The organism is Variovorax sp. Soil_C_26 (genome assembly GCF_057657075.1).
Genome location: NZ_JBDGJC010000001.1, coordinates 598068 through 623515 on the forward strand (window position 1 = coordinate 598068; position 25448 = coordinate 623515).

33 protein-coding genes are annotated in these 25448 nt (G+C 68.9%); 12 read left to right on the forward strand and 21 right to left on the reverse strand.

Translation table 11 applies throughout. The features are described from left to right. Positions 1–102 precede the first annotated feature (102 nt). Positions 103–462, forward strand: a complete 360-nt coding sequence (locus tag AC3A6G_RS02675; RefSeq protein WP_487864005.1) for an HPF/RaiA family ribosome-associated protein — start codon at positions 103–105, stop codon at positions 460–462. A gap of 24 nt (positions 463–486) precedes the next feature. Here the strand turns inward: AC3A6G_RS02675 and AC3A6G_RS02680 are convergent, their stop codons facing one another. The 7 genes from AC3A6G_RS02680 to AC3A6G_RS02710 form a co-directional block, all read right to left on the reverse strand. Further along, positions 487–1413: an SDR family NAD(P)-dependent oxidoreductase gene (locus AC3A6G_RS02680; protein WP_487872984.1), complete on the reverse strand. Its 927-nt coding sequence runs from the start codon at positions 1411–1413 to the stop codon at positions 487–489. 54 nt (positions 1414–1467) lie between these two features. Further along, complete coding sequence (locus AC3A6G_RS02685; protein WP_487858160.1) at positions 1468–1848, reverse strand: response regulator transcription factor; 381 nt, start codon at positions 1846–1848, stop codon at positions 1468–1470. Positions 1849–2047: 199 nt separating this feature from the next. After that, positions 2048–2659: a TetR/AcrR family transcriptional regulator gene (locus tag AC3A6G_RS02690; RefSeq protein ID WP_487864007.1), complete on the reverse strand. Its 612-nt coding sequence runs from the start codon at positions 2657–2659 to the stop codon at positions 2048–2050. Positions 2660–2747: 88 nt separating this feature from the next. Further along, positions 2748–3710, reverse strand: coding sequence for a tripartite tricarboxylate transporter substrate binding protein (locus tag AC3A6G_RS02695; RefSeq protein WP_487864008.1), 963 nt, complete (start codon positions 3708–3710; stop codon positions 2748–2750). A 30-nt stretch (positions 3711–3740) separates the two neighbouring features. Then, positions 3741–4529, reverse strand: a complete 789-nt coding sequence (locus tag AC3A6G_RS02700) for an enoyl-CoA hydratase/isomerase family protein (RefSeq protein WP_487864009.1) — start codon at positions 4527–4529, stop codon at positions 3741–3743. Beyond that, a complete protein-coding gene (locus tag AC3A6G_RS02705; protein ID WP_487872985.1) occupies positions 4522–5655 on the reverse strand; it encodes an acyl-CoA dehydrogenase family protein in 1134 nt (377 codons plus the stop codon). The genes AC3A6G_RS02700 and AC3A6G_RS02705 overlap by 8 nt, the downstream gene beginning before the upstream one ends. Then, on the reverse strand, positions 5652–6791 hold the full coding sequence (locus AC3A6G_RS02710; protein WP_487872986.1) for an acyl-CoA dehydrogenase family protein: 1140 nt from the start codon (positions 6789–6791) through the stop codon (positions 5652–5654). The genes AC3A6G_RS02705 and AC3A6G_RS02710 overlap by 4 nt, the downstream gene beginning before the upstream one ends. A 92-nt stretch (positions 6792–6883) precedes the next feature. On the opposite strand from AC3A6G_RS02710, the gene AC3A6G_RS02715 reads away from it, so the two are divergent. After that, positions 6884–8065 carry a CaiB/BaiF CoA transferase family protein gene (locus tag AC3A6G_RS02715; protein ID WP_487872987.1) on the forward strand — a complete coding sequence of 394 codons (1182 nt, stop codon included), beginning with the start codon at positions 6884–6886 and terminating at the stop codon, positions 8063–8065. Positions 8066–8069: 4 nt separating this feature from the next. Here the strand turns inward: AC3A6G_RS02715 and gshA are convergent, their stop codons facing one another. Both gshA and AC3A6G_RS02725 read right to left on the reverse strand, forming a co-directional pair. Further along, positions 8070–9626 (reverse strand): glutamate--cysteine ligase, encoded by a 1557-nt coding sequence (gene gshA, locus AC3A6G_RS02720; protein WP_487872988.1) that lies wholly within the window; start codon positions 9624–9626, stop codon positions 8070–8072. Positions 9627–9754: 128 nt separating this feature from the next. Then, positions 9755–10417, reverse strand: a complete 663-nt coding sequence (locus AC3A6G_RS02725) for an alpha/beta hydrolase (RefSeq protein ID WP_487872989.1) — start codon at positions 10415–10417, stop codon at positions 9755–9757. A gap of 112 nt (positions 10418–10529) precedes the next feature. On the opposite strand from AC3A6G_RS02725, the gene AC3A6G_RS02730 reads away from it, so the two are divergent. Genes AC3A6G_RS02730 through AC3A6G_RS02740 form a run of 3 tightly spaced genes read left to right on the forward strand, consistent with a single transcriptional unit; the run spans position 10530 to position 12790 of the window. After that, on the forward strand, positions 10530–10997 hold the full coding sequence (locus AC3A6G_RS02730) for a Fur family transcriptional regulator (RefSeq protein ID WP_487858163.1): 468 nt from the start codon (positions 10530–10532) through the stop codon (positions 10995–10997). A gap of 7 nt (positions 10998–11004) precedes the next feature. Then, the gene (locus AC3A6G_RS02735; RefSeq protein ID WP_487872990.1) at positions 11005–11658 is read left to right on the forward strand and encodes a glutathione S-transferase; all 654 of its coding nucleotides are present in this window, start codon (positions 11005–11007) and stop codon (positions 11656–11658) included. A gap of 28 nt (positions 11659–11686) precedes the next feature. Then, complete coding sequence (locus AC3A6G_RS02740; protein WP_487858165.1) at positions 11687–12790, forward strand: M14 family metallopeptidase; 1104 nt, start codon at positions 11687–11689, stop codon at positions 12788–12790. 37 nt (positions 12791–12827) lie between these two features. Here AC3A6G_RS02740 and AC3A6G_RS02745 read toward each other — a convergent pair whose 3' ends face one another. Genes AC3A6G_RS02745 through AC3A6G_RS02755 form a run of 3 tightly spaced genes read right to left on the reverse strand, consistent with a single transcriptional unit; the run spans position 12828 to position 14419 of the window. Then, positions 12828–13625 carry an enoyl-CoA hydratase/isomerase family protein gene (locus AC3A6G_RS02745; RefSeq protein ID WP_487872991.1) on the reverse strand — a complete coding sequence of 266 codons (798 nt, stop codon included), beginning with the start codon at positions 13623–13625 and terminating at the stop codon, positions 12828–12830. Between the two features lie 35 nt (positions 13626–13660). Then, positions 13661–14095, reverse strand: a complete 435-nt coding sequence (locus AC3A6G_RS02750) for a hypothetical protein (RefSeq protein WP_487872992.1) — start codon at positions 14093–14095, stop codon at positions 13661–13663. Between the two features lie 51 nt (positions 14096–14146). Next, complete coding sequence (locus tag AC3A6G_RS02755; RefSeq protein WP_487872993.1) at positions 14147–14419, reverse strand: DUF2164 domain-containing protein; 273 nt, start codon at positions 14417–14419, stop codon at positions 14147–14149. Positions 14420–14526: 107 nt separating this feature from the next. On the opposite strand from AC3A6G_RS02755, the gene AC3A6G_RS02760 reads away from it, so the two are divergent. Beyond that, positions 14527–14733 (forward strand): hypothetical protein, encoded by a 207-nt coding sequence (locus AC3A6G_RS02760; RefSeq protein WP_487864017.1) that lies wholly within the window; start codon positions 14527–14529, stop codon positions 14731–14733. A 3-nt stretch (positions 14734–14736) separates the two neighbouring features. Here the strand turns inward: AC3A6G_RS02760 and AC3A6G_RS02765 are convergent, their stop codons facing one another. Further along, the gene (locus AC3A6G_RS02765) at positions 14737–15636 is read right to left on the reverse strand and encodes a DUF808 domain-containing protein (RefSeq protein WP_487872994.1); all 900 of its coding nucleotides are present in this window, start codon (positions 15634–15636) and stop codon (positions 14737–14739) included. A gap of 51 nt (positions 15637–15687) precedes the next feature. After that, on the reverse strand, positions 15688–16206 hold the full coding sequence (locus tag AC3A6G_RS02770) for an N-acetyltransferase family protein (RefSeq protein ID WP_487858171.1): 519 nt from the start codon (positions 16204–16206) through the stop codon (positions 15688–15690). Positions 16207–16299: 93 nt separating this feature from the next. Here AC3A6G_RS02770 and AC3A6G_RS02775 point away from each other — a divergent pair, with 93 nt between their 5' ends. The 3 genes from AC3A6G_RS02775 to AC3A6G_RS02785 are packed head-to-tail and all read left to right on the forward strand — an operon-like array spanning position 16300 to position 17020. Further along, positions 16300–16446, forward strand: coding sequence for a hypothetical protein (locus AC3A6G_RS02775; RefSeq protein WP_487858172.1), 147 nt, complete (start codon positions 16300–16302; stop codon positions 16444–16446). Then, positions 16443–16742 carry a VF530 family protein gene (locus tag AC3A6G_RS02780; RefSeq protein ID WP_487858173.1) on the forward strand — a complete coding sequence of 100 codons (300 nt, stop codon included), beginning with the start codon at positions 16443–16445 and terminating at the stop codon, positions 16740–16742. Before AC3A6G_RS02775 ends, AC3A6G_RS02780 begins: the two co-directional genes overlap by 4 nt. Then, the gene (locus AC3A6G_RS02785) at positions 16739–17020 is read left to right on the forward strand and encodes a 2Fe-2S iron-sulfur cluster-binding protein (RefSeq protein WP_487858174.1); all 282 of its coding nucleotides are present in this window, start codon (positions 16739–16741) and stop codon (positions 17018–17020) included. The genes AC3A6G_RS02780 and AC3A6G_RS02785 overlap by 4 nt, the downstream gene beginning before the upstream one ends. A gap of 13 nt (positions 17021–17033) precedes the next feature. On the opposite strand, the gene AC3A6G_RS02790 is transcribed toward AC3A6G_RS02785, so the two are convergent. After that, a complete protein-coding gene (locus AC3A6G_RS02790; RefSeq protein ID WP_487858623.1) occupies positions 17034–18230 on the reverse strand; it encodes an MFS transporter in 1197 nt (398 codons plus the stop codon). A gap of 116 nt (positions 18231–18346) precedes the next feature. Between AC3A6G_RS02790 and AC3A6G_RS02795 the strand changes: the two genes are divergently transcribed. Then, positions 18347–19066, forward strand: a complete 720-nt coding sequence (locus AC3A6G_RS02795; protein ID WP_487858175.1) for an RluA family pseudouridine synthase — start codon at positions 18347–18349, stop codon at positions 19064–19066. Here AC3A6G_RS02795 and AC3A6G_RS02800 read toward each other — a convergent pair. The 5 genes from AC3A6G_RS02800 to egtB all read right to left on the reverse strand — a co-directional run bounded on the left by AC3A6G_RS02800 (position 19050) and on the right by egtB (position 23116). Continuing rightward, positions 19050–19493 (reverse strand): universal stress protein, encoded by a 444-nt coding sequence (locus AC3A6G_RS02800; protein WP_015866434.1) that lies wholly within the window; start codon positions 19491–19493, stop codon positions 19050–19052. The two genes, AC3A6G_RS02795 and AC3A6G_RS02800, sit on opposite strands and share 17 nt — an antisense overlap. A gap of 110 nt (positions 19494–19603) precedes the next feature. Then, a complete protein-coding gene (locus tag AC3A6G_RS02805; RefSeq protein WP_487858176.1) occupies positions 19604–20353 on the reverse strand; it encodes a 2OG-Fe dioxygenase family protein in 750 nt (249 codons plus the stop codon). After that, positions 20350–20634 carry a DUF427 domain-containing protein gene (locus AC3A6G_RS02810; protein WP_487858177.1) on the reverse strand — a complete coding sequence of 95 codons (285 nt, stop codon included), beginning with the start codon at positions 20632–20634 and terminating at the stop codon, positions 20350–20352. The genes AC3A6G_RS02805 and AC3A6G_RS02810 overlap by 4 nt, the downstream gene beginning before the upstream one ends. 217 nt (positions 20635–20851) lie before the next feature. Further along, complete coding sequence (egtD, locus tag AC3A6G_RS02815) at positions 20852–21850, reverse strand: L-histidine N(alpha)-methyltransferase (protein WP_487864019.1); 999 nt, start codon at positions 21848–21850, stop codon at positions 20852–20854. Between the two features lie 3 nt (positions 21851–21853). Next, the gene (gene egtB, locus AC3A6G_RS02820) at positions 21854–23116 is read right to left on the reverse strand and encodes an ergothioneine biosynthesis protein EgtB (RefSeq protein ID WP_487864020.1); all 1263 of its coding nucleotides are present in this window, start codon (positions 23114–23116) and stop codon (positions 21854–21856) included. Between the two features lie 182 nt (positions 23117–23298). Here egtB and AC3A6G_RS02825 point away from each other — a divergent pair, with 182 nt between their 5' ends. Next, positions 23299–24648 carry an NAD(P)/FAD-dependent oxidoreductase gene (locus AC3A6G_RS02825; RefSeq protein ID WP_487864021.1) on the forward strand — a complete coding sequence of 450 codons (1350 nt, stop codon included), beginning with the start codon at positions 23299–23301 and terminating at the stop codon, positions 24646–24648. A 1-nt stretch (position 24649) separates the two neighbouring features. Beyond that, a complete protein-coding gene (locus AC3A6G_RS02830; protein ID WP_487858181.1) occupies positions 24650–24901 on the forward strand; it encodes a hypothetical protein in 252 nt (83 codons plus the stop codon). Positions 24902–24911: 10 nt separating this feature from the next. Here AC3A6G_RS02830 and AC3A6G_RS02835 read toward each other — a convergent pair whose 3' ends face one another. Continuing rightward, a complete protein-coding gene (locus tag AC3A6G_RS02835; RefSeq protein ID WP_487864022.1) occupies positions 24912–25445 on the reverse strand; it encodes a thermonuclease family protein in 534 nt (177 codons plus the stop codon). Positions 25446–25448: the final 3 nt, after the last annotated feature.

Sequence of the window (25448 nt, forward strand, 5' to 3'; positions counted from 1 at the left end):
ACACCGCCTGTCCCCAGGTAGGGGCACACGCCTACGCCGGACGGCACCGATCCGGGTGCAAAGTGGGCCTTCGTCCAATTCATCCGAGCAGGGAGTTTTCGCATGCAGATTCAGGTCAACACGAGCAATGGCGTGGACAACAAGGAAACGCTGGAGCGTTGGGCCGATACCGAGATAAAGCAACAGCTGAGCCGCTTCGCGGGAGAGGTGACACGCGTCGAGGTGCACCTGAGCGACGAGAACCACGACAAGGCTGGCGCAGCCGACAAGTGCTGCACGATGGAAGCGCGCCTCGCGCACCACCAGCCGCTGGCCGTGACCCAGCATGCCGCCGGGCTCGACGAGGCCTTCCGCGGTGCGACCGAGAAGCTCAAACGCCTGCTCGACCACACGCTGGGGCGGCTGCACAGCCACCGCGACCGCGAATCGATTCGCAAGGATCCGGGTTTCATCGCCGAGTAACGGCAGCGCGGCCCCGGCAGCGGCTCAGCCCCGCGCCGCGTTCGCCTTCATTGCCTTGCCAACCTCGTTGGTGCCTTGCGCGGCACCGCTTTGCGGCACGGTCTCTCCCTCGCGCGAGATCACGTCGGCGAGCCGCTCGGCCAACTGCTCGGGCGTGTCGGTGCCAATGCCGAGCCAGGCGCCCTGCGTCAGCGTGATGTACGCAGCCTCGAAAGTGCCGGCGCCCGCGCAGAGGATGGTGCGGTTCGGTGCGTCCGCCGAGGCCAGCACCAGCATGGCCGGCACCACCGCCTCGGGCTTGAGCGCATCGAGCACTTCTTGCGGCATCAGGCCTTCGGTCATGCGCGTGGCGGCGGTGGGCGCGAGGCAGTTGACCCGGATGTCGTTCTTCGCGCCCTCGATGCTCAGCGTCTGCATCAGCCCCACGAGCGCGAGCTTGGCGGCGCCGTAGTTGCTCTGGCCGAAGTTGCCGTAGAGCCCCGAGGACGAGGTGGTCATGACGATGCGGCCGTACTTCTGCTCGTTCATGAGCGCCCAGACGGCCTTGGTGCAATTCACCGCGCCCATCAGGTGCACGTCGAGCACCAGCCTGAAGTCGGCGAGGTCCATCTTGGCGAAGCTCCTGTCGCGCAGGATGCCGGCGTTGTTCACCAGGATGTCGACGCGGCCCCAGGCATCCACTGCCTGCTGCACCATCGCCTGCACCGCGGCGAAGTCCGTCACCGAAGCACCGTTGGCGATGGCCTCGCCGCCCGCTGCGCGAATCTCGGCGACCACGCTTTCGGCGGCGCTCGACGAGCCGCCAGAACCGTCGGCGGCGCTGCCCAGGTCGTTGACCACAACCTTGGCGCCGCGCGCCGCAAGCGCCAGCGCATGCTGGCGGCCCAGGCCGCCGCCGGCGCCCGTCACGATGGCCACGCGGCCGTGGAAGTCGATGGTACTGTTGCTCATGGGTCGCTCTTTTACCCCAGAAAAGCGCAGCGGCACGAGCGGCCGCCCGCCCCTTCAGTCGCGCGCGTGACGCAGGGTGTCGCAGTAGGCCACCAGCTGGTCGAGTTCGGCCGACTTGTCGAAGAAGGCGTCGGCGCCGAGCTGGGCCGAGCGCCTGCGCATGTCGGCCGTCGCGTAGTTGCTGAGCACCACCACCTTCTGCCTGGCGCGGCGATTGCGGCAGGCCCGCACCACCCCGAGGCCGTTGCCGCGCTCGAGGAACAGGTCGACGATGGTCAGGTCCCAGTCGTCGTGGTGGGTGTCGAGCCAGTTGACGGCCTCCTCCTCGGTGCTGGCGCAGGCCACCACGTCCGCATCGGCCACGTCATGGAGGAACCCGACGAGGTTGTCGCGGATGAGGGCACTGTCCTCGACGAGGTAGGCCTTGACAGTCATGCCGGCATCTCCGGCACGGCCAGGCGCCTGAAGTGTGGATTGCGGGATCTTGGAAGCTGCATGGCTCCATGGTCGCCGCGGTGCGCGCAGCCACGGTGAGCGATGCAGGCCAATGCCTGTAGGCGATTGGCGCCCGCGCCTGTCGTCATGGTTGCGCGGGCCCAGTGGGAAGCGGAGGACAGCCGCGGCGGCCGATAGGCTATCGCACCAGCCACCTCCCCACCATCCGCAGGATCTCGTCTTTTACCCGCCCCGCGTCCATGGTCGCGTTGTTCAGGCGATGCACGGAAATACCACGAAGCAGGCTCATGATGATGAAGGCGGCCGACTGCGTATCGACGTCCTGCTCGATCTGGCCCAGTGCCTTGGCCTCGTTCAGCTTGAACTCGGCATAGGCCACGATCTTCTCGTTGTAGTCGTGCACGAAGCCGTACAGCGACGAATCGGCCACCGATGAATCCAGCACGATGAAGAACATGGCACGGATGCTCTTCACGGCATCTTCCGCGCGCTGGGTGTAGGCGTCGACCAGCGAATAGATGCCGGCGAGGCCGGTGGTGTCGGCGCCGCCCTTCTTGCGCTGGGTGTTGAAGTCGCGCCAGAGGTATTCGAGGCACTGCGACAGCAGCTTGTCCTTGGAACCGAAGTGCAGGTGCGCCAGCCCGCGGCTGTAGCCGGCCTTGATGCCGACTTCGGCCATGGTGAGCCCGCTCACGCCTTTTTCGGCGATCAGTTCGATGGCGGCCTGCACCATGCCGTTCACCGATTCCTCGCGGCGCTGCTCCTGCGTACGGCCTGTGGTTTCCTTCATGGGCAGCAGATGTCGTGTTGCGTTGCAGATCTCGGCCATGGCGGATGCCATGAAAAAATCGGCCCGCGAGCCGATTTCGTTTGGAACGTCAGGACGGGACGATGTGAGCCCGCTCGGCCACGCGTTTGAATCGCAGATATTCCGAGCGCTGGAACTCGCCCAGCTCCGCCAGTGACTTGGACAGGAATGTACCAGCCCGGGCCGACTGGTACGCCTTGGCGGCCTCGGTGCCCTGCACAGCGGTGATCGCCTCGGCCAACGCCTTCATCTTGTCTGCGGGCGTGCCGGCTTTCATCGACAGCGACGACCAGACATAGGTCTCGAACTCGGTGTGCCCCAGTTCCTTCATCGTCGGGGTGTCGGGCAGCAGCCTGTCGCGCTCGGCGCCGGTGATGGCCAGCACGCGCAGCTTCCTGGCCCTTTGCATCGCGGCGATGCCGGTGATGTCGTTGAGCGCGACGTCGAGCCGGTTGCCGATCACATCGGTCACCATGGGCGCACCGCCCTTGTAGCGTACGGGCGTGATCTTGATCGCGAGTTCCTGGGCCAGCCACTCGCCGACCAGGCGATAGCCTTCGGAATAGTTGCCCACCGAAATGGGCTGGCCCTTCGCCTTATATCCCGCCGCCACGTCGGCGATGCTGTTGTAGGGTGAGTCGTTGCTGGTGATGAAGGCCGCGGCCGAGATGCCCAGTCCATGCAGCGGTGCCAGGTCCTTGAAGGGGTCGTAGCCCAGGTCCTTCACCATCACCGGGTTCACCGCGATCAGAGAGTTGCTGCCGAGCAGGATGGTGTTGCCGTCGGCCGGTTCCGCCAGCACCGTGCGCACGGCGATCACGCCGCTGGCACCGGGTTTGTTCTCGACGATGACCGGGCGGTTGATCTTTCGCGACAACTGCTCGGCATAGAAGCGCGCGCCCTCGTCGGAACCGCTTCCCGCGGTAAAGGGAACGACGATGCGAATCGCTGGCGGCTGCGCGAGCGCGATCGAGGGAAAGGCCAGCGCCGATGCGCCCGCCAGCACGCTGGCGCCGAATTGTCTGCGTTGCATATCTCTTGCCTCCTGTTGTGAACTTGCTGATCAGTCTTCGAAAACGGGCGGTCGCCGCTGCGCCATCGCCTGCACGCCCTCGGCCAGGTCGGGGCCGGCGAACTGCTCGGACTGCGCCGCGCTCTCGCGCGAGAGCGCGCTGAGGATGTGGTGGAGCGAATCGCCCTGGACGCTCCGGCGCGTGGATTGCACGGCGCGCGGCGAGGAGACGGCGATCTCCCGCGCGAGGTTCATGGCGGCGGTGCGCACGTCGGGCTTGGAAACGAGGAAGTCCACCAGTCCGATGGCCTTGGCCTGCTCGCCGCCGACGCGCGCGCCGGTGTAGAGCATCCATGCCGCCTTCTGCTTGCCGACGAGTGCGGGCAAGGTGTGCGACAGCGCAAAGCCGGGATGGAAGCCCAGCCGGTTGAAGTTGGCGCAGAAGCGGGCCTCGGCGCACGACACACGGAAATCCGCACTCAGCGCCAGGCCCAGGCCGCCCCCGATCGCAGCGCCCTCGATGGCGGCGACGATCGGCTTGCCGAAGCTGAAGATGCGCAGCGCCTCCTGGTAGATCGGGTTGATGCGCGAGGCGCTGCGCGGCACGCTCGCGCCCTCTCGCCTCGCGAAATCCGCGCCGGCGCAGAAGGCGCTGCCACCTGCGCGCAGCAGCACGACGCGGCAAGCCTTGTCCGCTTGCAGCTGGTCGAGTTCGTCGCCGATGCGGGCGATCATCTCCACGTCGAAGAAATTGTGCGGCGGGCGGTTCAACTCGATCACGGCCACGTGGCCGTCGCGGCTGCTCAGGATGGCGGATTGGGAGGTGTCGGCGTCAGGCATGTCCGGTGGTCCTTTCGGGTTTGAGGGGGGGTGCTGCTGCCTGCGACGGCAAGGTGCGCGCAGTCAGGTGCGGCCAGAACGCAACCGCGCCGCCTGCGATGAAGGCGCGGCCCAGCCGCTCTGCCCATTCGGAGCTGCTGCCGGCCTCGGCGCGCCAGGCCCAGAGCCTGCGGGTTGCGAAGTTGAGCGGGTACTCGTGCGTGAAGCCGATGGCGCCATGCACCTGATGAGCGATCGACGCGCCGGTCTTCACCGCGTCGCTCGCGGTCACCTTGGCCACCGCGGCGCTGAACTCGGCGCGCGGAGCCTCGCTGTCCGCCAGGGCGGGTAGATCCCTCAGGGCCGTGGCGCTGGCCGCATGGCTGCATGCCACCTCGCCCGCCAGGACCGCCAGCTGTTGCTGGATGGCCTGGTTCCGTCCGATGGGCTTGCCGAACTGCACGCGGTCCTTCACGTACTGCACGGCCAGGTCGAGCGCATATTCGAGTGCGCCGGTCAGTTGCGTCGCGATCACGGCGGCATAGGCTGCCTCCAGCGGTTGCGCGAGTCCGTCGATGCGCACCGGGAGCATGTGGGCCACGGGCGCTTGCGAGAGCATCACCGCGTCGGCCGGGAGCGAGGCGGCGTCCACACCATGCGCCACCTCCACACAGGGCCCCTTGGCGTCGACCAGGCCGATGCCATCGGCCAGCTCCACGAGCAGCCATTGGGCGTGGCGCGCCCATTTCACTGCCTTGATGCGGCCAGTGAGGCTGCTCGGCGCCCCCTCTGCGCCGCGGGCGAGCGCCAGGTCCCGGGTCTGCAGGCCCGCGGCGAGGGCCACGATGCTCTCGGCCGGCAGGTCGAGGCCGCAGCGCGACGCGAAGTACTGGCCCACCACCGCCTGCGCGAGCGGCACCGGCGCCTGCGTGTAGCCCACCTGGTGGAACAGCGGCATGGCGTCGGCCCACGACGCTTCGATGCCGCCATGCGCCTCGCGGCAGAGGATCTTGGTCATGCCCGCATCGGTGATGGTGCGCCAGAGGTCGTCGGCAAAGGCGCCGGCTTCCACGGCGATCAGGCGCTCGCGCGTCACTTCGTTGGACAGCAGCCGCTGCACGGTCTGGCCGATCATGTCGTCGTTCATCGCAGCCCCAGTTCCTTGGCGATGATCCCGCGCAGGATCTCCCGCGTGCCGCCGCGCAGCGAGAAGGACGGCGCCGCCAGCGTGAGGAAGTTCAGCACCTGGTCGAACGCGCTGCCGTCACCCAGCTTGTCGGGAAATATCTCGTAGGCGATGTCGGGCAGCGACTGCTCGAGCAGCGCGCCCTGGTCCTTGACGATCGACGCGGCCAGCGAAGGGTCTTCGCCCTTGGACATCATCAGCGCGATGCCTTGCGACATCTGGCGCAGGCTGGCGTAGCGCGCAATCACCTTGCCGATGGCCACGCTCTGCTGCGGGTTGCCGGCGTCGGCCTCGTCGAGCATTTCGAGCAGCAGCTGGGTGCTGCTCAGGAAGCGTTCGGCGCCCGAACGCTCGAACTTGAGCTCGTTGATCACCTGGCGCCAGCCCTTGCCCTCCTCGCCCACCAGGTGGTCGTCGGGGACGAACACGTCGTCCAGCGTGACCTCGTTGAAGATGCGCGTGCCCAGCTGCGAGACGATCGGCCGCACGGTGACGCCCGGGCGGTCCATCTCGATGAAGATCTGGCTCATGCCGGCGTGGCGGTCGTCGCCGCGGTCGCTGGTGCGCACCAGGGCGACCATGTAGTGCGCGTGATGCGCCCCCGAGGTCCAGACCTTGCGGCCGTTGATCTTCCAGCCGCCGTCCACCTTGGTGCCGCGGGTGCGGATGGATGCCAGGTCGGAGCCCGCGTCGGGCTCGCTCATTCCGATGCAGATGAAGGCCTCGCCGCGGATGATCTCGGGCACCACCTTGGGCGCCAGCTTGTCGCGGCTGTAGCGGATGAGCAGCGGGCCCATCTGGCGGTCGGAGGCCCAGTGCGCGCCCATCGGTGCGCCCACGGCCAGCAGTTCCTCGAGCATCACGTAGCGTTCGAGCATGGTCTTGCCGCCGCCGCCGATGTCGGTCGGCCAAGTCATGCCGAGCCAGCCCTGCTCCGCCATCTTTTTCGTGAACGCCGGGTCGCGGCCGGACCAGTTCTGCGCCCGCTGGGCTTTCGAGTACCGGGCCATGTTCTCCTGGGCGAAGGCCCTGACTTCCTGTCGAAGCGCTTCGCATTCCGCGGGCAGGTCTTCGACCGAAATGCGCAATGCATCCATGTTTTTCCTAAGTTGCTTGCGATCAAGCAATAATCTATATTCATCATCAGCATTCCGCTGTAGGTAGTAACGATGAGACGCGAGGCCCTGCCATGAACGAGACGACACCCACCGACGCGGCACCCGCGGCCAGGCCCCCGCGCCGCGGCCCCCTCGATGGCATCCGGGTGCTGGACCTGACCGCCGTGGTGCTCGGCCCCGTGGCCACGCAGGTGCTGGCCGACTACGGGGCCGACGTGATCAAGGTGGAGCCGCCCGAGGGCGACCTGATGCGTGCCAATGGCGTGGGCCGCTCGCCCGGCATGAGCTCGACCTTCATGAACATCAACCGCAACAAGAGTTCGGTGTGCATCGATCTGAAGACCGAGGCGGGCAACGCGCAGCTACGCGGGCTCGTCGCTCGGTGCGACGTGCTGGTGCACAACATCCGCGTCAGGGCGATCGAGCGGCTGGGCTTCGGCTACGAAGCAGTGCGGCGGATCAACCCGCGCATCGTCTATTGCGCCGCCACCGGCTTCGGCGAAGGCGGTGCGTTCGCGGGCCAGCCCGCGTTCGACGACATCATCCAGGGCGCCTGCGGCCTGGCGCACCTGATGGGCCACGAGAGCGGTGCGCCCGAATACGCACCGACGCTGCTGGCCGACAAGATCGCCGGCCTGGCCACGGCCAACGCCATCCTCGGTGCGCTGGTGCACCAGGCGCGCAGCGGCGAAGGCCAGTACGTGGAGGTGCCGATGTTCGAGACCATGGTCGCCTTCACCATGACGGAACACCTGGGTGGCCAGGGCTTCGAGCCGCCGATCGCCGAAGCGGGTTACGCACGGCTGCTCAAGGGCGGCCGCAAGCCCTCGCCCACCAAGGACGGGCACATCGCCCTGCTGCCCTACACGGAGCAGCACTGGAAGGCTTTCTTCCACCACTTCGGACGCGGCGAGTTCATCGACCAGTTCAACATCGCGAGCCGCACCGATCGCAACAGGAACATCCAGGCCATCTACGCGGAACTGCGCAACATCACCGCACAGCACACGACGCGTGAGTTGATGGACGTCTGCAGCGAGATGGACATTCCCGTGGCCGAGCTCTACTCGATCCACAACATCAAGACGCATCCCCAGGCAAAGAGCACCGGCCTGTTCCAGACCGTGGCGCATCCGACGGAAGGCGCGACGGTGGTGACGCGGCCGACCGCCCTGTTCTCCGCGACCCCTACCGCGATCCACCGGCCCGCGCCCAACCTGGGCCAGGACACGGAGCGGGTGCTGGGCGGCTGAGGCCTCAGGCCGCGACGGGCAGCTTCGCGTGGCCGATGCCCAGCCGCGCCGGCGACACGTACTGCTCGCGATAGATCTCGAACGGCATTGTGTCGGCGGCCTCGATGCGCTTCTGTTCCTGGATCGAGGCCTCGGTCATGCGCTCGAACCCGGCCTGCTGCTCGGGCGGGAACGGCAGCGCGAGCATCGCGGCGCGCGCGGCTTCCGAGCGGTCGCGCACGAAGCCGATGAAGGAGTTGCCGTACTGCGATTCGACGGCCGCCAGCACGCGGGCCGATGGCAGGCTGTCTGGTGCCTGCAGCGCCGCCAGCGCGGCGCGCACCGCCTCGGCGTGCTGCGTGTCGCCGTGGGCGGCGTCGAGCGCCCCGGCGATCGGCAGGCACTGTTCGACCAGCTCGACGCCCCAGTCGGCCAGCGCCACCTCGCGGCCCCCGCGCAGCAGGCGCAGGCCCGGCTCGCGCCCGCGCGCGGCGGTGAGGTGCTGGTTGTGGGCCAGTTCGGCGATTTCCTGCGGCGTGTCGTCGGGGCTGTCGGCGAGCAGGCACTGCAGCAGGAACACGTCGATGAAGCGCATCGTCTGCGCGTTGATGCCGACGGGCTCGAACGGGTCGAGGTCCATCAGCCGCACCTCGACGTACTCGACGCCGCGCTCGCGCAGCGCATGCAACGGACGCTCGCCGGGGTGGATGACGCGCTTCGGGCGGATGGTGCCGTAGAACTCGTTCTCGATCTGCAGCAGGCTCGTGGCCAGCTGGTTGTAGTCGCCGCCGAGGTTGCGGATGCCGATCGCCTCGTAGCCGGGCCAGGGCCGCGTGAGGGCGTCCTGCAGCGAGGCACCGTAGCCGTCGAGGCTGTTGTAGCTCACCGCGAGCGAGGCCTGCGCGTCGCTCTGGTAGCCCAGGCGCCCCATGCGCAGCGAGGTGCCGTGCGGCATGAACATGCTGCCGTCGCCGAGCGGCTGCAGCTCGTGGGGGCGACCCGCCACGAAGCTCGAACACAGCGCGGGCGAGGCGCCGAACAGGTACAACAGCAGGAAGGCGTGGCGGCGGAAGTTTCGGATCAACGCGAAGTACTGGTCGCTCGTCACGTCGGGCAGCGACCAGTTGTAGTGGATGCCCGAGATGGTCTGCATGCGGCGGCCGTAGCGGTGGCTCAGCCCCATGCGGTAGACGCTCTTGGCGCGCCCCACGTTCGACGAACCGTAGCGCCCGATCGGGATGGTTTCGTCGGTCGGCAGGCCGCAGGGCATGCTCGACACCCAGAGCCGCTCGTCGCCCAGCGAATCAAGCACGCGGTAGGTGAACTGGTGCACGCGGGTCAGCTCGTCGACCGCCGCCTCGACGTCGGCATGCACGCCCGTGATGAGCTCCAGCTGCGATTCGCTGAAATCGGTGGTGATGTGCGGGTGGGTCAGCGCCGCCCCGAGCGCAGCCGGATGCGGCGTCAGCGCGAGCTTGCCGTCGGGCAGCGCGCGCAGGCTCTCCTTCTCGATGCCGCGCCGCATCCCCTTCAACCGCGCGGCCGAGAGCGCACCCAGCCTCTCCTGCAATCTGCTGCTCATATTGTTATGCCCGTCAATTCCTGAGGGGCTGGAAGGTAGCACGGCCGCCCGGGCACTGCTCGTGCAGGGAAACCCGGCTTCCGCTATGCTGCGCGCCCGCTACATTTTCGATAGCTGGGACCATGGCTTCAGGCGAGCACGCGCAGCAGGAAGCGGTTCAGGTCGGCGATCTCCTCCATGCAGACCGAATGCGCCATCGGGTACTCGTGCCACTCGACCGCGTGGCCCAGCGCGGCGAGCGCGTCGCGCGACTGCAGCGCCCGCGCCAGCGGCACCACCGGGTCCTGCCGGCCATGGGCAAGGAACACCGGGGTCTCGTGGTTGGCGGCATGGCGTTCGGCCGCCGTCGTGGCGGCGATCGGCAGGTAGCCCGAGAGACCGACGATGCCCGCCAGCCGCTCGGTGTGGCGCAGCCCGGTCATCAACGCCATCGCGCAGCCCTGCGAGAAGCCCGCCACCACGATGCGGACCGCCGCGATGCCGCGCGCCTTCTCGTTCGCAATCAGCGCCTCAATCGTTGCCTGCGAGCGACGCAGGCCGGCCTCGTCCTCGCGCTTGCCGAGGTCGGACATCACGATGTCGTACCAGGCCGGCATCTGGTAGCCGCCGTTGATGGTGACCGGGATCATCGGCGCGTTCGGAAACACGAAGCGCACGGGGCCCACGGACGACAGGTCGAGTTCGTTCGCGATCGGCACGAAGTCGTTGCCGTCGGCACCCAGGCCGTGCATCACGATGACTGCGGCGGTGGGATGAGGTGCGGTTTCTATTTCGATGGAGGGACGGGACATGGTCGTCGGCAAAAAGGTATTCGAAAGGACTCAAGGAACCAGACCTTAGCGCATTCGGACCGGCCAGTCCGGGACCCCGCAGAATGCAACACAATGGCGTTCCGAGAAAACCATGCGCCCGCCCCCAAAGCCCTCCCCGTCCGCCGCACCGTTCGACAGCGAGGCCCTGCTGCGCGCCGCCGGCCTGCGCGTGACGCGCGCGGCGCAGACGGTGCTGGCGCTGCTGGCGCAGGCCTCCCAGCCACTCACGCACGACGACCTGGTCGCCGCCTACACCGCCGCAGCCGGCACGCGGCCCGACCGCGTGACCGTCTATCGCGTGCTCGACCGCCTGGTCGAGGCCGGCCTGTGCGATCGCCGCGTCGGTGCCGACCGCACCAACCGCTTCTCGCGCCACGTGGACGCCGCATCGGGCCACCGCTTCGAATGCGATCAGTGCCACAAGGTGCTCGCACTGCCCGCCGATCCCGAGCTGCCCAAGGTCATGAGTCGGCTGGGCCGGGAACTGCGCAAGCACGGCATCGACGCCCGCCGGACCGCGTTCACGCTGCACGGCACCTGCGGCGAATGCAGCGGCTGAACGCGTGATGCCACAGCCGCCGCTGCCCGTCCTCTACAGTTTTCGCCGCTGCCCGTATGCGATGCGCGCGCGCCTTGCGCTGCTCGCAAGCGGCCAGTGCTGCGAACTGCGCGAAGTGGTGCTGAAGCACAAGCCGGCCGACATGCTCGCCGCCTCGCCCAAGGGCACGGTGCCGGTGCTCGTGCTGCCCGACGGCACGGTGATCGACCAGAGCCTGGACATCATGCACTGGGCGCTCGGGCGCAGCGACCCGATGCACTGGCTGGCGCCGGCCACGGGCTCGCTCGGCGACATGCTCGCGCTGGTGGCCGAGTGCGACAACGGCTTCAAGCCGCAGCTCGACCGCTACAAGTACCCGCAGCGCTTCGAGGACGCGGCCCCCGATGCGCGCGAGCGCGGCGCGCAGTTCCTGCTGCGGCTCGACGCCCTGCTGGCGCCGGCGGGGCAGCTCTTCGGTGCAGCGCCGGCGCTGGCCGACGCCGCCGTCATGCCTTTCGTGCGGCAGTTCGCGATGGTCGATGCCGCATGGTTCGGCATGCAGCCGTGGCCGCACCTGCACCGCTGGCTGGCGGGCTGGACCGCGTCGGCGCTGTTCGAGCGCGCCATGCACAGGCATGCGCCTTGGCAAGCCGGCGCGCCCGGGATCGTCTTTCCACCATGATTCGCGCACGACAACAGGAGTTCCTCCCATGCAGACATCCGCCGGCGGCAGCGCCCGCCACTTCTCGGGCACCTATGCCGAAGCCCGCGCCAAGTTCCTCGACGCAGCCTCCGCGCGCGGCGCAGCGATCGAGAGCTTCGTGCACCCCGCGCACCGCGGTGCGCTCGGCGAGGAATTGGCCACCGACCTGGCACTCATCGGCGCGAAGGACGCGAAGAAGCTGCTGCTCGTGACCTCCGGCACGCATGGGCCCGAGGGCTTCTGCGGCTCGGGCGCGCAGGTCGCCACGCTCGACGACGCGGACCTGCTGGGCCGCCTCGCGCAGGCCGGCGTGGCGCTGCTGCTGGTGCATGCGGTGAACCCGCACGGCTTCTCGCACCTGCACCGCACCAATGAAGACAACATCGACCTCAACCGCAACCACATCGACTTCGGCGCGCCGCTGCCGGTGAACGCGGGCTATGCCGAGGTCGAGCCGCTGGTGCTGCCGGCCAGCTGGCCGCCGACGCCCGCCGACGAGGCGGCGCTTTCCGCCTACATCGCGCAGCACGGCATGCGCGCCTTCCGCGAAGCCGTCACCAAAGGCCAGTACACCTCGCCCGACGGGCTCTTCTACGGCGGCACCGCGCCGTCGTGGAGCAACCGCACGATGCGCGCGATCCTGCGCAGCTACGCGGCCGCGGCCACGCACATCGGATGGATCGACATCCACACCGGGCTCGGCCCCTACGGCCACGGCGAGAAGATCTACCCGGGGCGCAACACGCCCGAAGACCTCGCGCTGGCGCACGCCTGGTGGGGCGCCGACGTGTTCGCGCCGTTCGCGGGCGACTCGGCGTCGGCCGACGTGTCGGGGCCGGTGGTGTCCATCGCCTACGACGAGTGCCCCGGCGCGCGCATCGCGCCCATGGGGCTGGAGTTCGGCACCCTGCCCGACCTGGAGGTGCTCACGCGCCTGCGCGCCGACACCTGGCTGCGCCGCCACCCCGAGGCGCCCGCATCGCAGCAGCGCGAGATCCGCCGCCAGCTGCGCGACGCGTTCTACTGCGACAACGACGAATGGAAGGGCATGGTGCTCGGGCAAACGCGCGTGGTGCTGCTGCAGACGCTGCAGGGGCTGCGCGCGGCCTGAAGGCCCGCATCGGGCGGCCTTCCTCAGCCGAGTTCTTTCAGCCGAAGTTCGGCGCCCGCCGCTCGCGCAGCGACGCCACGCCCTCGCGCACGTCGGCGCCCGCGAAGCCCATGAACTCGAGCGCGAGCGAGGCGTCGAAGGTCGGCCCCGCCTGGCGCAGCCAGTTGTTGAGCGCGTACTTGGTGAAGCGGATCGCGCTCTGGCTGCCGGCCGCGAGCCGGTCGGCGACCTCGTAGGCGCGCGCGAGCAGGTCGGCCTCGTCCACCGCGAGCGACACCAGCCCGATCCGTTCGGCTTCCTCGCCGCTCACTGGCTCGCACAGCAGCAGGTGGTACTTGGCCTTGGCCATGCCGCACAGCAGCGGCCAGACGATGGCCGCATGGTCGCCCGCGGCCACGCCGAGGCGCGTGTGGCCGTCGACGATCTTCGCGTTCTTCGCCGCGATCGAAATGTCCGCCAGGAGCCCCGCCACGAGCCCCGCGCCCACCGCCGGGCCGTGCATGGCGCTCACGATCGGCTTGTCGCAGTTGATGATGTTGTAGACCAGGTCGCGCGCTTCTTTCCACACGCGCTGGCGCACCACGTCGTCGGTGGTCATGTCCTGCACCATCGCAAGGTCGCCGCCGCCCGAGAAGCCCTGCCCCTCGCCGCGCAGCACCGCACAGCGCACGCTGTCGTCGGCCGCCACGTCGCGCCAGATCTCGGCCAGCTCGCGGTGGCCGTCGTGGCCGGCAGTCGGCAGCTTGCCGTTGGCGGCGCGCATCTGGATGTCGAGCACTGCACCGTTGGCGCCGCGGCGGGTGATGGAAAGGGTCTGGTAGCGCGCGTAGTCCATGGCATGTCTCCGTCGATGCCCACGAAGGGGCGGTGTTACTTCTTCGCCGCCGCGATGTCGCGGCAGCGCTGCAGCTCGGCCTCGAAGCGCGATGCAAGGCCCGGCTCGCAGGCGTCGTCGTTGGGCATGAGCCGGCACATGCCGACCACCGTGTAGTCCATCACCGCCGAGGTGCACATCGCGTAGGGCGCAAGCTCGGGGTTGGCGGTTACCTTGAAGCCCCAGCGCTCCGAGAACTCGACGGTCCGGGCGATCGCGCCGTGAAAGAAGCCGCGGTCCCTGGCGGCCACGGCCGCCTCCATGCGCGGCAGTTCCTCGTTGAGGTAGCCGACCGCTTCGAGCGGGAAGGCGGCAGGGCTCTGCTGCTGCGCGCTGGCCAGCGAGGCCGCCAGCACGAGCGGCAAGGCGGCGAGCGTTCGGCGCAGCACGGGGGAAGAAAGGATGGACGGCTGGCGGCGGTGGTGGTGCATGGCCCGTGATTCTGCAACGTCTGGACGCATCGCCAAGGGCGCCCCAATGGCTTACCGGCTCTTTTTTTGGCGATCGAACTTGCGCCAGTACTGGAATTCGTCCTCGTGCACCTCGAGGTCCACTTCGGACACCCGGGCTTGCAATCGCTCCTGCACGTCGGCCACGGCCTTGTTGTAGACGATGGGGCCGATCTCTTCCAGGAAGAAGCCCAGCAGCGCCCCTGCCGCGACATTGCCGATCGGCTCGTCCATGTTCTCGCGAACGTAGCGTTCGATGGAGGCAATGGCCTGCGGGCGGGCGTCCTTCGGAATTTCGAGGGTCATGGCGGCGGCTTTTCGATGTCTGCGGGCTGTCGATTCTGCCCGGCCTCTCCTTGCGACAATGGTGCACCTCCCGTTCCACACCCACACCGCTTTCGCCCGAAACAACCATGGCCTCCAAACAACTCCGCACACGCGACCGCGGCATCCTCTGCATCGTGATCGGCGCCGCCGTGCTGCTGGCGCCGCGCTTCCTGCAAGGCACACGGTGGTTCGAGATGATCGCGGGCGCCTACCTCGTCGGCTGGTTCGCGCTGGTGCTCGGCGTGGCGCTGGTGGTCGTCGACCTGGTGCAGCGCGCCAAGGGGCGGCGCTGAGGCTCAGCGGCGGAGCTTCTTGACGAGCTCGACCACCGCGAGCACCACGGCGCCGGCCACGAGGCCGACCGCCGCATTGGCCGCCATCGAGCCGAGCGTGCCGAACACGCCGCCCGCGGCTTCGGCCCAGGCCTCGACCGCATGGCCGAGCTTCGGCACGCCGTGCACCAGGATGCCGCCGCCCACGAGGAACATGGCCGCCGTGCCGGCGATCGAGAGCCCCTTCATGAGCCAGGGGGCCGCCGCCAGGATGCCGCGTCCCAGGCCGCGCGCCGCCGCGCTCGTGCTCTTGCTCAGGTGCAGGCCCGCGTCGTCGAGCTTCACGATGCCGGCGACAAGGCCGTAGACGCCGACCGTCATGATCATCGCGATGCCGACCAGCACGCTGAGCTGGGTGGTGAACGGCTGGCCCTGCACGGTGCCGAGCGTGATGGCGATGATCTCGGCCGACAGGATGAAGTCGGTGCGCACAGCGCCCTTGATCTTGTCCTTCTCGACTGCGACCACATCGACGGCTTCGTCGGCCACCGCCTGCTCGTGGCGCGCGGTGTCGGCCGCGTGCTCTTCCTTGTGCAGGAACTTGTGGGCGAGCTTTTCGCAGCCTTCGAAGCACAGGAAGGCGCCGCCGACCATGAGCAGCGGCGTCACCAGCCATGGCAGCCAGGTCCCGATCGCCAGGGCGGCGGGCACGAGGATGGCCTTGTTGACGAGCGAGCCCTTGCACACGGCCCAGACCACCGGCAGCTCGCGCTCGGCCTTGACGCCCGAGACCTGCTGCGCGTTCAGCGCGAGGTCGTCGCCGAGCACGCCGGCTGTCTTCTTGGCAGCGACCTTGGTGAGGACCGAGACGTCGTCGAGGACGGTCGCGATATCGTCAAGCAGCAGAAGCAGGCTGGAGGCCATGGAGAGAGTCGGAAGTTGAACAGGGAAGCGGAGAGCTTATCCGCAAGCCGCTCAGACGACGCTGCGCTTGAGCCGGATTTCTTCGATGCGCACCGTGCCGAGCGCGGTGGTCTTGGCGGTCTTCATCTCGCGCTTGAAGCCTGCGAGCTCGTGGAAGCGCATGGCGCGCTCATTGCGGATCGGGACCCAGATGGTGACGGTGGTGCAGCCCTCTTCCTCGAGGCCTTCGCGTGCGGCGTCCCAGAGCGCGACGCCGACGCCCTTGCCCCAGTGCTCGGGTTTGACGTAGATGGCCCAGATCTCGCCCGTGGTGGACGGCGTCTTGGGGTCGCGCGAGCGGTCGAAGCCGACGAAGCCGACGACTTCGCCGTCGTGCACCGCCACCTGAACCTGCGGTTCGCTGAACTCGATGGCCTCGCGCCACTTGGCTTCGCGCGTGGCGGGCGTCAGCGCGCGCAACTCTTCTTCGGGCAGGATACCTTCGTAGGCAGCCTTGGCGGCCACGGCGTGGATCTCGGCGACAGCCTTGGCGTCGCGCATGGTGGCGGGGCGAACTTCGTAATCGGACATGGATGCTGGGGAATCGGATGGAACCGCGTATTGTCGCCGCACAGCTAAACTGCCTGCTGATCAACGCCGCACGCGGCATCGGAAGGACGCCATATGGCCAAAGGTCAGCAACGCACGAGCAAGGAAGCCAAGAAACCGAAGAAGGACAACGCGCCGCCGAAACCGGTGGGCGGCGGCATCGAGCCGGTGCGCACCCTCACCACCGCGGTGATCCCGCGCGGCAAGCTCAAGAACAAGTGAGCGACGCGCCAGCGCCCGGCACCCCGGTGGCGCCCCCGCCGCCGGCGCAACCGCGCAACCCGCTGCACGGGCTCACGCTCGAAGCCATCGTCAGCGCGCTGGCCGCGCACTATGGCTGGCAGCGCCTGGGCGAGATGGTCCCGGTGCGCTGCTTCACGACCGACCCGAGCGTGGCATCGAGCCTCAAGTTCCTGCGCAAGACGCCGTGGGCGCGCGAGAAGGTCGAGAGCCTGTACCTCTTCATGCTGCGCGAGCAACGCCGCGAGCAGCAGCACCAGGCGCGGCCCGCGCGGTGAAGGTCCGGCTCGAACCGTCGGGCCTGGTCTTCGACGCCGAGGCCGGTACCACGCTGCTGAAAGCCGCCGCGGCGGCCGGCATCGAGATGTCCAGCTCGTGCCGCAACGGCACCTGCCGCACCTGCATCTGCCAGGTGGTCTCGGGCCGCACGCGCCACACCATCGAATGGCCCGGGCTGAGCGCCGAGGAAAAGGCCGAGGGCTGGATCCTGCCCTGCGTGGCCGAGGCGCAGGGCGATCTCACGCTCCACGCGCCCGCGGCGTTCTCGCACTTCTGAAACGCTGGCGCGGCTACCTGCGCACGACCGGCTGCAACGCCACCACCAGCCGGTCGCGCTGCGCCAGCGAGGGAAAGAGCCGGAACCATCCGAGCGCCACCAGCATGGTGCCCACGCCGCCGAGCACCACCGAGCCCACAGGCCCGAGCAGCGCCGCCGTGGCGCCCGATTCGAACTCGCCGAGCTGGTTGCTGGCGCCGATGAAGATCGAATTCACGGCGCTCACCCGGCCGCGCATGGCATCGGGCGTCTCCAGCTGAACCAGCGTCTGCCGGATCACCACGTTGACCATGTCGGCACCGCCCGAGACCGCGAGCGCGATCAGCGACACGATAAAGCTGCGCGAGATGCCGAACACCACCATGCAGAGCCCGAACAGACCGACCGCCATCAGCAGCGTGCGGCCGACGTTCCGCTCGATCGGTCGGCGCGTGAGCGCGATCGACATCACCAGCGCCCCCACCGCCGGCGCGCTGCGCAGCAGCCCGAGCCCCCACGGCCCCGTGTGCAGGATGTCCTTGGCATAGATCGGCAGCAGCGCCACCGCGCCGCCCAGCAGCACCGCGAAAAGATCGAGCGAGACCGCACCCAGCACGGGCTTGCGCTTCCAGATGAAGTCGACGCCCGCAAACACCGTGGCGAGCGTGACCGGCTCGCGCGCGGCCGGCGTGTGGGCATAGCGCAGCCGCAGCACGAGCGTGCAGGCCACCGCGAAGCACAGTACCGTCGCGCCGTACACCACCGCCATGCCCGCCACGAACAGCAGCCCGCCGAGCGCGGGCCCGCCGATGATCGCGCCCTGCATGCCGGCCGAGCTGAAGGCCATCGCACGCGGCAGCATGGTGGGCGGCACCAGCAGCGGCGTGAGCGCCTGCTGCGCCGGCATCTGGAACGCGCGCACCGCCCCGAGCACCAGCGACAGGCCGAGCAACAGGCCGCGCGAGTCACCCTGACGCAGCACCGCGGCCAGCAACGCCAGCGCCACGATGCCCTGCACCGCGAAACAGGCCGCCACGATGCGGCCGCGGTGGTGCCGGTCGACCACGTGACCGGCCAGCAGCGCCAGCAGCAGCGCGGGAACGAACTGGTAGAGGCCGACGAGCCCGAGGTCCCAGGCGCTGCCGGTGAGCTCGTACATGTGCCAGCCGATGGCCACCATCAGCATCTGCGAGGCTGCGGTGCCGAAGAGCCGCGCCACCCAGAGCCGCATGAAGGGCCGTTCGCGCCGGAGGTCGGCAAAGCTGGGTGCGGAAGAAGAAGCGGGGGCGGGGCCGGACATTCGTTTGAGGATAGCCGAGCGCCAGGTCTCTACACTCCGGCGCAGCCATGACCGACCTCGATGCGATCACCCTCGTCCACGAAGACGCCCACCTGCTGGTGCTCGACAAGCCCGCCGGCCTGCTCTGCGTGCCCGGGCGTGGCGAGGACAAGCAGGACTGCCTGAGCGCGCGCGCCCTGCGGCGCTGGCCCGACGCGCTGATCGTGCACCGCCTCGACATGGCGACCAGCGGGCTCGTGCTGCTGGCGCGCAGCCCCGCGGTGCAGCGCGCGCTCGGCGATGCCTTTGCGGACCGCCTCGTGCACAAGCGCTACGAAGCCATTGTCGACGGCGCGATGCCGGTACAACACGAGAAGGAGCAGGCGTGGTCGGTCATCGATGCGCCCCTGATGGCCGACTGGCCGCGGCGTCCGCTGCAGAAGGTGGACCCGGCGGGCAAGCCCAGCCTCACGCGCTGGCGTGAGCTCGGCTCGGCCGCTGTGAGTTCTTCTTCAGATGGCGCGGCGATGATGGCCACCCATGTGCTGCTCGAGCCGCTGACTGGACGTTCGCACCAGCTGCGCGTGCATCTGCTGTCGATCGGCCATCCGATCCTCGGCGATGCGCTCTACGGCAGCGACGAGGTCCGTGCACGCGCCCCACGGCTGCTGCTGCATGCGAGCGAACTGGGCTTCGTGCATCCGGCGACGCAGCAGCCGGTGCGCTTTCGCAGTGCGCCGGACTTCACGCTCGCCGCGCTCTGCGGGCCTGCTACAGCCCGCCCTTGACCACGAGCACGGGCATCGGCGCGTCCTGCAGCACACGCTGCGTGACGCTGCCGAGCAGCAGCTTCTCGATGCCGCTGCGGCCGTGCGAGCCCATCACGATCAGGTCGGCCGCGATGGCGATCGCGGTGTCGACGATGCCTTCATGCACCACATGGCCGTCGATCACGCGCTGGTCGCTGTGCAGGCCCTCGGCCGCGAGCGCGGCCACGCCGCGCGCCAACGCCGCATTGGCGCTGGCCGTGGCGGCGGCAAGGTATTCGTTCTGGCCGAGCGCATAGTCGGCGCCCACGCCGATGAAGGGGTAGTTGTCGATCACGTGGATCAGCGTGATCCGACTTCCGAAAGCCAATGCCAGGCCGCTGGCCTTGCTGACGGCGAGCATGGAAGTTTCGGAGCCGTCGATCGGAACCAGGATGTGATTGAACATTGGCGGACCTCACTTTCGTTCGCATACAGACAGGCGCGGCTCGCGCGGAGCCGGCCCTCGAATTTAACCCCTGTGCCGGGGCAGACACTGTAGGACTCGGACCAGCGGGATCAATCCCCCTGGAAACCCTCAGCGCGGCAGGTGACGACGAGCGTGTCGCGCCAGCCGGCGCTGCCCTCGTCGAGCGGCTGGATCGGCGTGGATTCGTGGATCACGCGCGCGTCGTCGAGCAGGAGCAGCGTCCATGGCTCGGTCATGGTGAAGCGCTCCCCGCGCCGTCCATTGGCCTCGAAGACGCGCGTCTCGCCGCCCTTGATGCCGCTGCGGCCCACCAGCGCCACCGCAACGAGATCGACCCCATCGCGGTGCGCGCCCTCGGGCGTGGGCCGGCCGATGCCGCCCGCTGTGTCGATGCGGAACTGGTGCGCCTCGACGAACCAGGGCCGCGCGGCATGGCCGCGCATGCCGCTCGCGGCCTCGGCGAGGCGCTGCATCAGCCGCTGCCACGCCGGCTGCACGATGGTCGCCTCGTGCATCGGCGCGAACCAGCGCTGCATGCCGCCATGCAGCGCGTTGTATTCGACCGGCTGCCAGTGCGCGCGGTGCGGCACCTGCGCCACCGCATCGCCCTCGACCGTGAAGCATGCGTGGCGCCGCGTGCGGTAGCGGCCGCCGTCCTTCAGGTATTCGTCGGGCGGAAGGTCGCTCCAGTCGGCATGCAGCGCCTCGAGTGCGTCGAGCGGCATGCCGAGCCATTCGCTCACCGCCTGCGGGCTCAGCACCGCATAGCCCTGCTCGCGCAGCGCGGCCGTGAGTTCGGCGGGCGCGACGAACGGCGGCGCGAAGGCGGCCGTGGTCACGATGCAGTGACTTTCACGTCCTTCCAGAATGCCACGCGGTCGCGGATCTGATCGGCTTCGGGCTTGGGGTCGGTGTAGTACCAGGCGGCATCCGTGAGGAGTTCGCCGTTGACCAGCAGCGAGTAGTAGCTGGCCATGCCCTTCCAGGGGCAGGTGGTCTTGTGGTTGCTGAAGGTGACGTGTTCGCGGTGGAGCGAGTCCATCGGGAAATAGTGGTTGCCTTCGACGAGCACGGTGTCGTCGCTCTCGGCGATGGTCACGCCGTTCCAGGTTGCTTTCATGTTCTGCTCTCCAGGGTGCGGGTGCTTCTGTGTTTGGCTTTTTTGGCCCGCGAGGGGGTATTGTGCATCCGCGGACTGGCTTGTTTTTCGGGGTCGGGTCTCGCCCCGGCGGGCGAGCTACAGGTCGGCCCTCTTTTGCCCTCTCCCGGAGGGAGAGGGAGCAAGAACAGCCGGGCGCGAATGGAGGCCCGGACGAGACCCGGCGCCTCGGAAAAACTCAAGCCCCCAGCCAATGCACGCTGAACAGCCTCTCCGGATCCGTCCATACCCTCCCCGGCCGAAACCCCGCCTTCACCGCCAGCGTCCGCAGCCCGTCGACAGTGAACTTGTGCGAGTACTCGGTGTGGATCGTCTCGCCTTCCTCGAAGCCGAAGCGCTCGCCGCACAGCGACACGCTCTGCGCCCGCCGGCTCACCAGATGCATCTCGATGCGCTGCTTCGGCGCGTTGTAGAACGCCGAATGCGCGAAAGCGTCGATGTCGAAGTCGGCATCGAGCTCGGCATTGGCGCGCTGCAGCAGGTTGAGGTTGAACGCCGCGGTCACGCCTTGCGCGTCGTTGTAGGCCGCATGCAGCCGGTCGGGGGCCTTCACGAGGTCGACGCCGATCAGGAGCCCGCCGCCGCGCAGCATGCGCGCCGCGAGCTGCAGGAAGGCCAGCGCATCGTCGGGCTCGAAATTCCCGATCGTCGAGCCGGGAAAGAAGCCCACGCGCTTGCCCGCACCCGGCAGCGGCGCGGGCAGCACCAGCGGCATCGTGTAGTCGGCCGCGATCGGCTGCACGGCCAGCGCGGGATAGTCGGCCTTCAAACGTTCTGCGGCAGCTTCGAGGTGCTCGCCCGAGATGTCGATCGGCAGGTAGCGCTTCGGCGCTTCGAGCGCATCGAGCAGCAGCCGCACCTTGGTCAGCGATCCCGCGCCGAACTCGACGATCTCGGCGCCCGGACCGGCCTGCTCGGCGATCTCCGCTGCGCATTCGCCGAGGATGCGCAGCTCGGTACGCGTGGGGTAGTACTCGGGCAGATCGCAGATCCGGTCGAACAGCTGCGAGCCCGCGGCGTCATAGAAGAACTTGGGTGAGATGCTGCGCGGGCGGCGCGACAGCCCCGCGAGCATCGCGCGGCCGAATTCCGACAGCGGGGCATCGGTAGAAGGCTGGCGCTGCTGCTGCGCCGTGGCGAACGACAAGGAAGACGACGAGCTGGAGGGATTGCGCATGATTCAAAGGTCTTTGGCGAGCCGCAGCCCGGAAAACTGCCAGCGCGCGGCCGGCGGGAAGAAGTTGCGGTAGCTGGGCCGCGTGTGCCCGGCTGGGGTCGCGAGGCTGCCACCGCGCAGCACCAGCTGGCCGACCATGAACTTGCCGTTGTATTCGGCCGCGATGCCGGGCATGGGCTTGAACCCGGGGTACGGGTCGTAGGAGGAGCGCGTCCACTGCCAGACATGGCCGGTCATCTGCGAGATGCCGGGCGTGTCGAAGGCGGCCTCCCATTCGAACTCGGTCGGCAGCCGCGCGCCGGCCCATTCGGCATACGCCGCGGCCTCGTAGAAGCTCAGCTGCGACACGGGCGCATCGGGCTCCATCGGCCGCACGCCGTGTAGCCCGAACACATGCCAGCCGGCCTGGTGCTGCTGCGCCGTCGCGCCGAGCCGCGGGTCGTCGGCATCGAGCCAATAGGCCGGATGCCGCCAGCCCAGCGACTGCACCGCGGCCCAGCCGTCGGAGAGCCAGAGCTCGGGACGCCGGTAGCCGCCGTCGGCGATGAACTGCGCGTACTCGCCGCAATTCACGAGCCGGTCGGCGATGGCATGCGGCTGCAGCAGCGCTGCGTGGCGCGGCGTCTCGTTGTCGAAGGCAAAACCCCGCTGCGGGCCTTCATGGCCCACCTGCACCACGCCGCCCGGCCGCGACAGCCAGCGCATGGGCACAGGCACGGCCGCGAGCCGCAGGGCCGGGCCTGCGGCGGGCTTGTAGGCCGGCAGCAGCGGGTTGCACGACAGCGCATGGAGGATGTCGGTGAGCAGCAGCTCCTGGTGCTGCTGCTCGTGGTGCAGGCCGAGCGTCAGGATCGGCTCGATGGTTGCCCAGTCCTGCGCGCCGATGTCGCTGTCGAGCCATGCGAGCACCGCCTCGTCGACATGGCGCCGGTAGGCCCGCACCTCGTCGACCGAAGGCCGCGTGAGCAGCCCGCGCTGCGGGCGCGGATGGCGCGGGCCAAGCGCCTCGTAGTACGAATTGAAGAGGTAGTGCAGGCGCGTGTCGAACGGCGTGTAGCCCACGGCATGCGGTTGAAGCAGCACAGTCTCGAAGAACCAAGTGGTGTGCGCGAGGTGCCACTTGGTCGGGCTCGCGTCCGGCATCGATTGGATGCACTGGTCTTCGGCCGAGAGCGGCGCGGCGAGCGCCAGGCTGGCGGCCCGCACCTCGCGAAACCTGTCGCGCAGTGCGCTCGCCGCCGGGGTGATCGGCCGGGAAAGCGTCATGGTGTCTCCAGTCGGGTCAGCCGGAAGTTGTAGCCGATCGGCGTGACGGCGGCGCGTAGGACAAGTTCGCGCACTCGCTCGCTCGCCCGGAAGAATGTCAACGTCCGGCGATCGGCCAAGGGACGGCCACTTTGGCACAAGACGCGGCGGCGTGCACGGCGGCTGCGTATCATCCGTTCGATATGCAAAGCCCCAATGCCCCCGCCCGTGCGCACGTGGTCATCGTCGGCTGCGGTTTCGGCGGGCTCGAAGCCGCCCGCAAGCTCGAACGCGCCGATGTGGACGTGACGGTGATCGAGAAGACCAACCATCACCTGTTCCAGCCGCTGCTCTACCAGGTGGCCACGGCCGGCCTTGCGGCACCGTCGATCGCAGCCCCGGTGCGCGCGTTGTTCCGCCGGCAGCCGCGCATCACCACGCTGCTCGGCGATGTCGGCGCGATCGATCCGGCGGCACGTGCGGTGCATCTGGCCGACGGCAGCCGCGTGGCCTACGACCACCTCATCGTGGCCGCAGGCGCCACGCACAGCTACTTCGGCCATGACGAATGGGCACCGCTCGCGCCAGGCCTCAAGACGCTGGCCGATGCCTTCGAGATCCGCCGCCGCGTGCTGATGTCGTTCGAGGCGGCCGAGATCGAGACCGATCCGCAGCGCCGCCGCGCACGGCTGACCTTCGCGGTGATCGGCGCCGGACCGACCGGCGTCGAAATGGCCGGCACGCTGGCCGAGATCGCGCGCCACACGCTCGCGGGCGAATTCCGCCACATCGATCCGGGCAGCGCGCAGGTGCTGCTCATCGAAGGCGGCCCGCGTGTCTTGCAGGCGATGCCCGAGAGCCTGAGCCAGAAGGCGCTCGAGCAGCTCGAGCGGCTCGGCGTCGACGTGCGGCTCAATGCGCGCGTGACGGCCATCGATGCCGATGGCCTCGAAGTGCAGTCCGGAGGCGGCGGCGCCGATGGCGCGCCGCCCAGCAGCTATCGCGTCGACAGCAGCTGCGTGGTGTGGGCCGCGGGCGTGGCGGCCTCGCCGCTCGGCCGCATGCTCGGCGAGGTGACCGGCGCCGAATGCGACCGCGCGGGACGCGTCAAGGTCGAGCCCGACCTGAGCCTGGCCGGGCATCCCGAGATCAGCGTGGTCGGAGACCTCGCGGCGGCGCTGAGCCACGCGCCCGGCCAGGTGCCGAAGCCCGTGCCCGGCGTGTCGCCTGCCGCCAAGCAGATGGGCCGCGCGGCGGCCGCAAACATCCTGCGCCGCATTGCCGGCGAGCCCACCGTGCCCTTTCGCTACCGCGACTACGGCAACCTCGCCACCATCGGCCGCAATTCAGCAGTGGTGGACCTCGGCACGCCGTTTGGTCCGCTGCGATTCAGCGGCCGGCTCGCGTGGCTCTTCTGGCTGTTTGCGCATGCCTACTTCCTGATCGGCTTTCGAAACCGCATCGTCGTGATGATGGACTGGGCGGGCGCCTACTGGAGCTTCCAGCGCAATGCACGCGTGGTCGCCGACGTGCAGGGCCGCAGCGAATCCTGAGATGTCGCTGGCCTTCTGGATCGCGTTGCATGCGCTCGATGCGGCGTTCTGGCTCTGGGTGCTGCGCTGGGGCGGCGCGGCCTGGCTCGAGGGCACCTTTGCCTCCGGCTTCCTGGTCAGCATCTTCGCGCCGCGCTGGAGCGCCGAAGGCCTGCGCATGTTCGCGCTGCTGATGCTCGTGGTGTGTGCGGTGAGCTTTGTCGCGGGGCTCTTCGTGCCGTCGCTGCGCTGCCTCTACGGCGGCGCCTGCTGAGCGCGGCAGCTCAGAACGGCGCAAAGCCCTCGGACCGGCTCTCGCGCTGGCGCTGGCGCCACTTCCAAGGCGGCGTGGGCCTGGCGCCAGCCCACAGCCCCACGCGCTTTTTGCGCGCGCTGCGCTGCAACTCGTCCAGCTTGCCGCCGTGCCGCGCGGCGCTGCCATGGAAGTCGTACACCCAGGCCCAGCCTTCCGTCACCATCCAGGTGGCGGCGTCCTGGCCGTCGCAGCGCACGTCGGCCACGGTGCGGCCGTAACGGTCGGTGTCGCGCTCGGTGATGAGTGCCTGCTCGAGGTAGCACAGCCGGCTCAGCGCCTGCCTGCTGCGCCGTCCGTAGGGTTGCGAGAATTCGGGCGCGTCGATGGCCGTGATGCGCACCCGGACCTCCTCGTACGACCCGATGCGCCCGCAGCGCGCCGTGAGCGTATCGCCATCGCTGATGCCGACCACGAGGCAAGTCCGCGCAGCGGCCTGCGACGCGAGCGGCAGGGCCACCAGGACACAGCAGGCGAGCAGATGGCGAAAGAGGCGCAGGGGCATGGC